General features: G+C 45.3%; 9 protein-coding genes. 4 read left to right on the top strand and 5 right to left on the bottom strand.

Annotation, left to right across the window (positions count from 1 at the left end; all coding sequences use genetic code 11):
- Positions 1-56: 56 nt before the first annotated feature.
- From GYK50_RS10355 to dapC, 3 genes are all read right to left on the bottom strand, one after another.
- Positions 57-662, bottom strand: a complete 606-nt coding sequence (locus GYK50_RS10355) for a 3'-5' exonuclease (RefSeq protein WP_212563864.1) — start codon at positions 660-662, stop codon at positions 57-59.
- Between the two features lie 34 nt (positions 663-696).
- A complete protein-coding gene (locus GYK50_RS10350; RefSeq protein ID WP_212563863.1) occupies positions 697-2643 on the bottom strand; it encodes a DUF294 nucleotidyltransferase-like domain-containing protein in 1947 nt (648 codons plus the stop codon).
- A gap of 142 nt (positions 2644-2785) precedes the next feature.
- On the bottom strand, positions 2786-4018 hold the full coding sequence (dapC, locus tag GYK50_RS10345; protein ID WP_212563862.1) for a succinyldiaminopimelate transaminase: 1233 nt from the start codon (positions 4016-4018) through the stop codon (positions 2786-2788).
- A gap of 253 nt (positions 4019-4271) precedes the next feature.
- Here dapC and GYK50_RS10340 point away from each other — a divergent pair, with 253 nt between their 5' ends.
- The gene (locus tag GYK50_RS10340) at positions 4272-4943 is read left to right on the top strand and encodes a hypothetical protein (RefSeq protein WP_212563861.1); all 672 of its coding nucleotides are present in this window, start codon (positions 4272-4274) and stop codon (positions 4941-4943) included.
- Positions 4944-4978: 35 nt separating this feature from the next.
- Here GYK50_RS10340 and glnD read toward each other — a convergent pair whose 3' ends face one another.
- Together glnD and map are read right to left on the bottom strand one after the other, a co-directional pair.
- On the bottom strand, positions 4979-7735 hold the full coding sequence (gene glnD / locus GYK50_RS10335; protein ID WP_212563860.1) for a [protein-PII] uridylyltransferase: 2757 nt from the start codon (positions 7733-7735) through the stop codon (positions 4979-4981).
- A gap of 363 nt (positions 7736-8098) precedes the next feature.
- Positions 8099-8890, bottom strand: a complete 792-nt coding sequence (gene map, locus GYK50_RS10330; protein ID WP_379542917.1) for a type I methionyl aminopeptidase — start codon at positions 8888-8890, stop codon at positions 8099-8101.
- A 299-nt stretch (positions 8891-9189) separates the two neighbouring features.
- Here map and GYK50_RS10325 point away from each other — a divergent pair, with 299 nt between their 5' ends.
- The 3 genes from GYK50_RS10325 (at position 9190) to GYK50_RS12915 (ending at position 11699) form a co-directional block, all read left to right on the top strand.
- Positions 9190-10266, top strand: a complete 1077-nt coding sequence (locus GYK50_RS10325; RefSeq protein ID WP_071002245.1) for an esterase/lipase family protein — start codon at positions 9190-9192, stop codon at positions 10264-10266.
- A 27-nt stretch (positions 10267-10293) separates the two neighbouring features.
- Positions 10294-11394 carry a lipase secretion chaperone gene (locus tag GYK50_RS10320; RefSeq protein WP_212563859.1) on the top strand — a complete coding sequence of 367 codons (1101 nt, stop codon included), beginning with the start codon at positions 10294-10296 and terminating at the stop codon, positions 11392-11394.
- A gap of 173 nt (positions 11395-11567) precedes the next feature.
- Positions 11568-11699 carry a hypothetical protein gene (locus GYK50_RS12915; protein WP_257785223.1) on the top strand — a complete coding sequence of 44 codons (132 nt, stop codon included), beginning with the start codon at positions 11568-11570 and terminating at the stop codon, positions 11697-11699.
- Positions 11700-11719: the final 20 nt, after the last annotated feature.

The following is an 11719-nucleotide window of genomic DNA, read 5'->3' as shown; positions in this document are numbered from 1 at the left end:
AGTTGCTGTTTTCGCATATGCTCTCAGAAGCTCAATTTTATCGTCAATAATAAAGGCTAGCGTACATGCAAAAATGCCATCGCCGTCATTATTGCATCGTTATAAGCATCATGGACACCAAGCTCAGGAATACCATAATGCGCCAGAATATTAGTCAAATGCTGCGTTTGATTGGGAATACCTTGCGTACGGTCGCCCATACGTCGACTGTATAATTGACGCACATCGATGACTTTGTTGGGCAGGGTCGTGCCCATGTAGCGTTTGACCAAAGGATTCAAAAACGCCATGTCTAGCTGCGGGCAGAACCCGACGATGGGTCGGTTATCAATAAAAGGTAACAAGAGAGCCAGCATCTCGTCATAACTCATGCCATGCTCGACATCAGCAGTACGCAGACCATGAATGACAATTGTATCCCGATCTGGCATTACAGGCGGTCTGCAAACTAAGTGCATGCCATTACCCGTATCGATCGTATTGCCATTGATTTGTATCGCTGCCACGGATAGTAAATGGTGCTTTTTGGGGTTCAGGCCAGTCATTTCACAGTCAATCGCTACCCACTGCTCAGCCGACGGTATGGTGAACATTGATGCCAGCTCCGGACGCTGTAACTGCGTCTTTTGCCAAGCGCAAGATAACTGCTGTAACCAGCTCATGTTGATCATCCATTTATTTATTCTATTGCTATATTTATGCTATTTCTAACTGATAGTGTTGACGCAGCTGATTTTTAAAACTTTTTACCACGGCCAGACATTCTTTAAGCAGGTCGCGTTCTAGTGCGGTTAGTGTCGTTGGATCGACTTGCCTTGCCTGCTTGTCCTCGGTTGACAGTGCTACGGATAGCCGCTGCGCCATAAAAAACTCAAGCGCCTCCAATAATGTATCGGCGCGCTCTTGGGTCAGGGCATGAGACTGCACCAATGCCTTTAGGCGATCTTTACTGCTAGGCACATCGAGCACATCATTTTCTAATGCCAACGTACGAATACCATGAACCAATGGAAAGATCCCTGCTTTTTTTAGATCGATATCTGCTGATATAGATTTACCCCCTATCAAAGGTACAAACTTTTGCCACCACTGATTGACATCGCCAAACTGCAATGCTGCACGGGCAAATTGCCGGATAAACATTGGATCAGCGTGTCTGTGAGCCATTCTTAAATGCTGACGTACCTGTGTCAGTAGGGTTTCATCACCGCAGACGTATTCGCCATCCATTATGGCAGACAAGTAAATGTCATGCATGGGGTCAGTGTTCCTAAACCATGAGGCGATCTGCGCGGTAAACTGCCTGAGCGGTTGTCGCCACATGGAATTGGTCATCATGATATTGCCATCGCACAGTGGATAGCCAAGCGTTGCCAAGTGATTATTAAAGGTATCGGCAAACTGTGCCAAATCCGGATGCGTATAGCCATCACGAATGATCAGGGCGTTATCTTGATCGGTACGCATGATTTGCTCGCCGCGACCTTCTGAACCCATGACGATGAGACAAGTATTGCTTATCACTTCATCAGGCACGATCAGCTGCCAGAGCTTGGTAAATACTTGCGCATTCAACGTCTGCACCATGCGGCTGATATTACCGATTTTGACACCGTTTTGATGCTGCGCACGAATATAGCGACCGATAAGCTCGACTGCAGTATCTAGGCTTGGTAGATCGGTTGCTTGCTCGATTTGAATACTAATAAGCTGTGAGTGATGACCAATGTGGGCGAGCATATCGCTTTGTCCAAGCACGCCGACGACATCACCACTGCTATCAATGACCGGCAGCCTGTGAATGCGATAGCGAGTCATAGTGAGCAACGCATCGCCAATCTCGTCAGTGGCCTTGATCGTACGTAGGTTAAAATTGGTATAGCGCTGGCAAAGCGTAATAGCGGGATCTTGTCTGTCACTCACAGCACGGCAAATATCCGTATCGGTGAGAATGCCTAACAGCAGTTTTGGCTGCTCAGTGTCTCGTATATTTTCTACATAGTTCAGCGGTCGTACCAGTACGTGTTTTAGCCCAGCCTCGGTCATGATACGCGCAGCTTCGTACAAGCTATTATTGGCATCGACAATATGTACTGGCAATAAATGGACGTCGATGACAGGTTGCAGCATGATTTGCTGCACTTCTTGTTGATGGGTATAGCCAGCAGGGTTTAGGGCTTTGTTGCTACGGCGCTGTCGCAATGCCTTTAGTCTTTCGGGTAGCTTGTCTGATAGCATTTGGCGTACCAGATGATTTTGCGCGCTGATTTTATCGACAGTCGCACCATCGACTTGTAGCAGCAATGTCTCTTCACTGGCCCGAAACTGGTACGGCTGTATAGGCGTGTTTTTACTTTCTGGCACACCATTTTTTATGAGTGACTCAGGTAAGCGGCGACTATCAAACCAGTCATTATTGTTTGGCTCATCAGAATGGTTGCTGCCCAAATAAGAGGCGACAAATTCACCACCCAGTGATTGCTCAATTTGTCCTTTGATGACCACATATAGATACTGCAAGTCTGCTGCGGGTAGGATCTCATCTCTAGCAAGATAGCGGATCTTCGTGTTTTTTCTGATGCTTTGACGTTCAGCTAGACTCAGTACGTCAAAGGGCGGCTGGGTAAAGTCAAGATGGGGCATGGCATCATCCTTGATGGTATATTTTGCAGTAGAGACTTTACTATAGCACTATTCATGCAAAAAGCCTCTAATAACCCTATTTATATTGTGGTTATTAGAGGCTGCTTTATTAGCTTAAGATAAAAGCTTTTTGAGTGGCTGTTTATGCCGCCAGCAACTTTCGAATACGACTGATTGCTTCGCGGCTCTCCTCGACACTCGCGACCAAAGCAACACGGACATAGCCTTTTCCAGGATTATTCTCATTAACCTCGCGTGACAAGTAGCGTCCTGCCAATGCATGGATATTGGCCTGCTCGTATAATGCTTTGACAAATACTTCATCATCGCCATCGAACGGTTCAGGTACTTTTATCCAAAAATAAAATCCAGCTTCTGGCATGCGCAAATCTAGCAACTCGCCAAGCTCTGACATCCATAGCGCGAACTTTTTTTGATAAAGGGCGCGATTGTGTGCGACATGCTTTTCATCTTGCCACGCAGCGATAGAGGCAAGCTGATGCGGTATCGGCATCGCACAGCCTTGGTAAGTACGATATTGCAAATAAGACTGCAAAATCTTGGCATCGCCCGCCACAAACCCAGAGCGTAAACCAGGTAGGTTCGAGCGTTTGGATAACGAATGGAATACGATACAGTTTTTGAAATTACGGCGACCCAGATTCGCGCAAGCTTGCAGTAAGCCGATAGGGGCCGTATCAAAGTACAGCTCGCTATAGCACTCGTCGCTGGCAATGACAAAACCGTATTGGTCTGATAAACGAATGAGATATTCCCAATCCTCCATAGTCATAACCGAACCCGTTGGGTTATTCGGACTACAGACAAATACAAGCTGCGTCTGTGCCCAAACGTCTTTTGGCACCGCGCGATAATCCCCCTTAAAGTCATTGTCTAACGTACAGGGAACAAAATGGGGCGTCGCTTGTGCCAATATTGCTGCACCTTCATATATTTGATAGAACGGATTGGGCATAACAACCAAAGGCGAGGCATTAGAGGCTGAAGAGGACGTGCTTTCGTTATCAGCGGTATCATGATTTATGACGGCTTGTACAAAGCTAAAAATGGCCTCGCGAGTACCCATCACTGGCAAAACTTGGGTGTTGGCATCGACATGGCTAAGAAAAAAACGCTTCTCTAACCAGTGCGCAATCGTCTGACGTAACTCAAACATACCATTGGTGGTCGGATAACGACTTATTTTGTCCAAGTTTTCGCGTAGTACGTCCAGTACAAATGCTGGTGGCTCATGTTTTGGCTCACCAATACCCAGTTTGATTTCGCTGTAACCGTCGGCAGGTATGCTGTCAGCGAGTAAGGTTGCCATCTTGGCAAAGGGATAAGGATGTAGATGCTTTAAGTTGTGATTCATAAGTGTGATAACTATAATAGACAATTAATAATAAAGTTATAAAGAAAATTTACATTAGAGCAGTGTAATACCTCTTTTGCCTTTTTCTTCTCATAACGTGAATGCGAATTTATTGTGCTTGAACGGCTGACCTTATCATAGCCCATTCAGTCGTACTTACAAAGCGCATTGAACGCTCCGCGTCTGATAACTTATAACAATATAAAAGATGACTGTCAGTGCCAGAGACAGATCATTTTAAGGACAGTTTGATATGCCTAGTGCACTAAATCATAATAACTTCATCGCTAAAAATATCAATAATGACATTCCTGATGCAGGTGTGCACCCTATTAACGTATATGCGCTGCTAAAAGAACGTGAAGCGTGCTGGTGGCAGGCGAGGCGGCAATTGATTGAGCATCAAGAGAAGAAAATCTTTTGGTATGGCGAAAATAGTTTAATCATGTGGTTATTATGGCAGTTGGTTGGTTACGTGGTTGTCGCCATGGCGCTGATGCTGCTAAATAATATGTTGAATCTATCGTTATCTTTGTGGCAATACATTGCTTTATTTATCTTACAGACTATATTTTTTGTTGGTATTCTTGCAGCGAAAGGCCGTCTGGCGAATAAGTTGCAGGATGAGATAGACAATGATGAACTGATGCGTGAAGAGACGTTCAATGAAATGATTATTTTGGCAGAGGATAGTCTGTATCCTGACGTGCATGCCAAGTCGCCTATTTCTTTGAGGCAGCTGGGTGACTATCTTAATGGCGAGTTTCATTTATCAAGCTTGCATTGCTTATTACAAAAAGAAATCAAGGCTGGACGATTAATCATGGAGCAGCAGCTACTTGAAGTAGGTGTTTTGCCACCAGAGCTTGCTGATGTAGAGCTGATAGAACATGCTGACAATATAATATACAAGAGCACGCTGTAAAGCGCGCCCTTGTCACCAAAGATGTTGTCATTCAATTAATAGCTATAAACCACGTTGTTTTCTCTTTTGGTCGCTAGGCTGGCGAGCAGTGCTGATTTTAACGCATCAAGTCGTTCAGCAGATAAGGGCTTATCATTTTGGTCACTGATATAAAACATATCTTCTGCGCGCTCACCTAAGGTCGTAATACGAGCCGCATGAACCTCAATTTGCTCCTGCAAAAATATCTGTCCAACCCGAGCCAAGAGTCCTGGCTGATCCAGTGTCTCTAAGCTCATGATATGCTGGTCAGATGCCTCATTAAACTCAAAGTTAATCACCGTAGCCACTTCAAAATGCCTGAGCTGACGTGGCATACGTTTGTTGGTGAGCTTTAGTACTGTTGGATCTTTAAAGGCATTAATCAGGCGCTGTTTAAGCTCTTGCTGACTGTCTTCATCGACCAACAGCGTACCACTAGGATCTAGCAGCACATAAGAATCCAAGGCAAAGTCGCGGGTAGCCGTAATAATACGCGCATCTAATACATCAAGATTCATTTGATCGAACACCGCCATCGTAACGGCAAACAGATTCATCTGATCTTGGGTATAGACAAAAACCTGTACGGCATCCAGTGCCAGCTCGCGATGCTCACGCAAAACCACCAGTGGCGGACTATCCGCATTAGAAGCAAGCCCAATCGGTGGATGGTTTAAGATGGCTTCGGTGTGCCACAAGATGTCTTCTGCAATCTCTCGCAAAAAGTACTCATCGCCCAAATCGTCCCATAGTCGCAATACTTCATCGCGATTCATGTGCTGATTATTGACATTGTCTAGCATCGCGAGCGCCTGCGCACGTGTGGCACTGATCATATCTTGGCGATTGGTCGGCGCATCAATATCGGCGCGCAAAATGCGCCGTGTCTGCGAGTAGAGTTGTTTCATCAGCGTTGCCCGCCAGCTGTTCCAAAGCTGCGGGTTGGTTGCATTCATATCAGCAACGGTGAGTACGTACAAGTGATTCAAATGCGTCACATTACCGATAAGGTCTGCAAAGACAGTCACCACCTCAGGGTCTGAGATGTCTTTTTTCTGTGCGGTAATCGACATTAATAGATGGTAGCGAGTCAGCCAGCCAACCAAATTGGCGTCGGCTAAGCTCATGCCATGTGACAGACAAAACTCAATGGACTCTGTCTGACCAAGCTCACTATGGTCGCCGCCACGACCTTTGGCGATATCATGGAACATCGCGGCCAGTACCAAAATCTCTTTGCGCTCGATGCGCTGAAAAATAGTGCTGACCAGTGGAAACTCTTCAGAAAACATAGGATCGGTAAAGCGGTGCAAAATTCGAATCAAAAATAAAGTATGCGCGTCCACCGTATAGCGATGGAACAAATCATATTGCATCAGACCCGTGACTTGCGCAAAAGCAGGAATATAGTTGCCCAATACCCCATAGCGATTCATAGTGCGCAGACGATGGAACAGATAGTTTTGCTCTTTTAGATTAGATAAAAATAACGCTTTGTGAACAGGGTTGTCTCTATAGGTCTGGTCAATGCCGCGCGCCGCAATTTTGAGTGCACGCAAGGTATGGGTGCGAACTTTGTCGATACCATGCTGACCCATCAATAAAAACATCTCTAAAATAGACTCAGGATGCTGAGCAAAAACCCGATGGTGCGCTATAGCAATATGATCGCCGACACGGTTGAATCTTGCATTGATCGGCTGCTTTTTGGGGCGCTCATCATCAGGCAGGCTGGGCTCTATGATGGTCTCATAATAGTGGTTGGTCAGCATCTCAGACAGCGTTGATATTTGCATGGCACAGCGATAGTAATCACGCATAAAGCGTTCAACGGCCGCATTGGGCTGGTCATCTGGCTGGGTCTCGTAACCCATTAATTGAGCAATCTCACGCTGATAATCAAACAACAGCTTGTTTTCGTTACGTCCGGTCAGCACATGCAGATAATGCCGTATCTGCCATAGATAGCCTTCTGCAAAGCTTAACTCATCAAACTCTTTTTCGGTCAAAAAGTTTTGTTGTACCAAGTCATAGAGCTTGCCCACGCGAAAATAGCGTTTGGTCACCCAGCCGATGATATGAATGTCACGCAAACCACCTGGGGCCGTTTTGATATTGGGTTCAAGATTATACTCGGTGGCATTATGTTGTAGATAACGGGCCTTGGACTCTTCCATTTTTACATCAAAAAAGGCACGAGGAGACCACTGCTTGTTAACGATTTGGATGGGCATATCTCGCAGTGCTTCGTTGCCGATTAACAATCGAGCTTCGAGCTGGGCACTGGCTATCGTATGGTCAAGTGCAGCTTCTAACGCATCGTTGACGCTCCGCACAGATAGCGCAGGCTCCAGCCCGATATCCCACAGCAATGCGACCAATTTATCAATCTTACCACTGGCATCAGCGCCGATTTCGTCAGGAGATAACAGCAGGATATCAATATCTGAATAAAGCGACAGCTCACCGCGTCCATAACCACCTGTTGCAAACAATGCCAAATCCGTCTTATCTAGCTCAAACCATTTGAATAGCGCAATGAGTAAGCTATCAATCGCGCAGGCACGTGCTTCGACCAATTGACGAATATTGGTACCACGCTCAAGGGCACGGCTGATATCCTCATTGATTTGTGCCAACCATTCAGGAATGCCAAGTAGCGCTTTATCAGTTGTATTTTGCTCTGACAACAGCGAGTTATCTGTCGCCGTATCATTTGATAGTAGCGGTAGGGGCGTTAGATCAATAGAAGCGACATCACAAGTAAACATGAGTGTTATCCAATTAAGAGTTTGAAAATAGAGCGTTTGAGCTGCTGATAGCTGATAAAAGTCACCAATAGAATGTACTATAGTCAATCCTAAATAAAACAAATACATTATATATCAAGGTGGAACTGGTCTAAATTTTCCTTGCGTGCTGTGCCTACGCTGCTCGATGCTGCGAAAAATTTATCCCAGTCCCACTGTATCGTTTTTATACTGAATTCACTATAATAAATGTATCAATATAAATTGTTAACTCATCAGAGTATAAAGACAAAAAGCCAGTAAGCACAATACTCAATCTGTCCTAACTCGATACACGCTAACCATCGGCCAAAAAAAAGACCGCCTAGGCGATCTTTTATGGTCTTACTGTGTCAAAAAGCTCAAATCTTCTTCAGGGCGCGTGGTAAACACTTCACAGCCATTGTCGGTTACGACCATCGTATGCTCCCACTGAGCGGACAGTTTGCGGTCTTTGGTAATCGCTGTCCACTCATCTGGCAAAATCTTAGTCTGCCACGTGCCTTGGTTAATCATCGGCTCAATGGTAAAGGTCATGCCCGTTTTTAGCTCAAAGCCTGTGCCTTTTTTGCCGTAGTGCATGACTTGTGGCTCATGGTGGAATTCATCACTGATGCCATGACCACAAAACTCACGGACGATACTAAAGCGCTCAGGCTCGACCACTGCTTGAATCGCTGCACCAATATCACCAAGACGCGCGCCGTTTTTTACCACACTCATGCCAGCATATAGCGCGTCTTGTGCGACTTTGCAGATACGCTGCGCCATGATAGAGCCGTTACCGACGATCCACATTTTTGAGGTGTCGCCGTAGTAGCCGTCTTTGATCACGGTCACATCAATATTGATGATATCACCATCTTTGAGTAGCTTGCTTTCGGTTGGGATGCCGTGACAGACCACGTGGTTGACTGAGGTACAAATAGATTTAGGAAAGCCATTGTAGTTCAGCGGAGCAGGGATGGCTTTTTGCACGTTGACGATATAGTCATGAGCGATTTGGTTGAGGGCTTCGGTACTGACGCCAACTTTGACATGTTCGTCGAGCATGACAAGGACGTCGCTGGCAAGTTTGCCGGCCACACGCATTTTTTCTATGGCCTCTGGGGACTGGATAAGAGATTTTTTAGTCATCATCATCTGTCTTATAATTATGAGTTTAATGTGGATAGATTATACCATAAATGGATGAATGGCAGTTTTATGATAAGTGATATTAAATCTATCATTATTATTGACAATAGTTGCTTTACAGCCGCATTTAAGCCATTATGACCCTCCAGTCACGATAATATATTCATATTTTGAAAATTTAGTTGAATCTTGCAGAATATATAAGTAATGTAATTTTGCATGCTAAAGGGATTAGCTGCCATCTTTGCCGATACTATGAGGTAAAGATAATCACAATTAATGATAACAAGGATGTTGTTATGACGCTTTCCTCATCTATTCGCGCCGCGCTCACGCCAAGAGCATTTTTACCAATACTGGGTTCTATCAGTACTGGTGTACTGTTAATGACAATGCAAACCACCTCAGCGCAAGCGGCAGGCCAATACTATAATTGTGCCAACGCCAATGGCTGTACGCTAGTCGACAGCAAATACTTTACCTCTAATTATACCAAAACTCAGTATCCAGTGGTCATGGCGCATGGACTTTTCGGCTTTACCAAATTATTTGGCGTCATTGATTATTTCAACGGGATTCCTAGTGAGCTGATGAAAGGTGGATCAGAGGTGTACACCACCAAAACATCAGCGGTGAATAATAGTGAAGTCCGCGGCGAGCAGCTATTACAGCAAGTCAAAACCATCACTGCCATTTCAGGCGATCCAAAAGTCAATTTGTTTGGGCACAGTCAAGGCGGTATAGACATCCGCTATGTCGCTGGCGTTGCGCCAAAATACGTCGCCTCGGTCACCGCCGTATCAAGCCCAGAGCAAGGCTCAAAAACAGCCGATTTTGTCAAAAACGTCCTTGAACCAAACAATGACACAGGTGAGCCATCAAACGTTACGACACAGCTGGTATCAGGGGTGTTTAATTTGATTGGCGGCTTTACAGATGTGGGATCAGGCATCAGTTTTAAAGAGATACAAGCGCAAGATGGCTGGCAAGCACTCATGGCGCTATCAACCGATGGTGCGGCCAAATTCAATGCCAAATTCCCCGCAGCAATGCCAACAAGTTACTGTGGTCAGCCAACCAGTACCTCTGCAAACGGTATCAAATATTATTCATTTAGTGGCGTTGGGCAAGTCACAAGCGTCCTTGACCCTAGTGATTATCTGCTTGCAGTAACAGGCGTACCGTTTTTATCTGATGCCAATGATGGTCTGGTCTCTGTCTGCTCAAGCCGACTTGGGTATGTGATTCGTGACAACTACATCATGAACCATCTAGATTCAGCCGATCAGGTATTAGGTTTGACCGCATGGGGCGAGTCTGAGCCAAAATCTATCTATCGTACTCAGGTCAATCGCCTAAAAAACGCCAACCTTTAAGCTGACTTGTAAAAAGAACTCGTATCTATGTCGAATAATCGCCGTCCAGCCTATTTACCAATCGCTATCATCGCTGTGGTCATCATAGTCATCGCGGCGGCGGTGATTGTGTGGTTTAAACCAGATAATAAACCGATGGCGACTCAGCAGTCGCTATCTGCTTCACCCACTGATAGGTCTGAGAGTACACTGTCCACGGCGCAAAGCAATACTCAAGCTGAGGCACCATTTGCTCAAAGCGATGCTTTCTTTGTCACTGGGTTAGAGCGTTTGCCAGCCTCATTAAAGGGCACGCAAGTGGACGGCGAAATCATCATCGATGAAAACAAGCAGTTAGTCGTCACTGAAGGTCTGCGGCGTTTATTCGATTATTTTTTATCAGCAATAGGAGAGGAGGACGAAGCCGTTATTTTTGCGCGTGTCGAGAGTTATATTCGCCACCATACCCCAGAGCCAGCTGCCAGCCAAGCGGTCGCTATCTTTGGCAAATATGTGGCGTATCTCAAAGCGCTTCCTGAGATAGAAAAGCGTTATGGCAATCTGCAACTGCAAGCGACCAAAAATGGTGAGCTAGATTTGAATGCCATTGCTCAGCAAAAGCAGGATGTGGCGAGTTTACGTCAGCAGTATTTTGACAAAACCACCATCGAAGCCTTCTTTGGTGCTAGCAATAGTTATGATGACTATAGTATGGAGATGGTCAGAATCAATCAAAATGAGCAAATGAGTGAGGCACAAAAACAGGCTGCCAGACAAGATTATGTGAGCCGTCTACCAGATGGTGCGATCAAAACCAATATCATGCAGCAAGCCAATCTTAATGAGCTTATGGCTCGTACTGAACAGATGAAAGCGGCAGGTGCCAGCCCTGAAGCACTATACAATATGCGTCGAGAGCTAGTGGGCGCACCAGCGGCAGAGAGACTGGCACAAGTCGATCAAGAAGATGCTAATTTTGATCAGCGCTTCACTCAGTATCAAACGCAAAAACAGCGCTTACTAAATCAAAGTGCCAATCCAGCAGAGGCGCAAATTCAGATAGACCAACTTGAGCAGCAGTTGTTTGATGATACTGAGCGCAAGCGTTTATCCGGTTATGCAGCGTTGCAGGAAACCAAAATTCAGTAAGCATACTTCCTTAACATTAATTAACTTACAGCAATATAAGAGATGGGTATGCTAAAAGTTTGAATAAGCTATGATCATTGGGAGAAGTACGGCCTGATATTTATAGCTTTAGTAAAATGACAGTAATCTTTCAATTGAACCAACAGTCTATTAAAACGATTCTAGGAGCTTATATGAAAAACTTAACCAAAGCATTGATGACTGGTATTGTCATGGTAACGGTACTCGTCGGTTGCCAGTCGATGTCAAGTATGACAGCGCCTGCGACTGAAGAGCCAAACATTACTGGTACAGATGTGATCTAAAGCAGTTGCTAATACGTGTA

Origin of the sequence: Psychrobacter pacificensis (genome assembly GCF_018336615.1) — a bacterium.
Classification (GTDB): Bacteria; Pseudomonadota; Gammaproteobacteria; order Pseudomonadales; family Moraxellaceae; genus Psychrobacter; species Psychrobacter pacificensis.
Note: the sequence above shows the minus strand (reverse complement) of the source record. Positions and strands in the feature narration are given on the sequence as shown.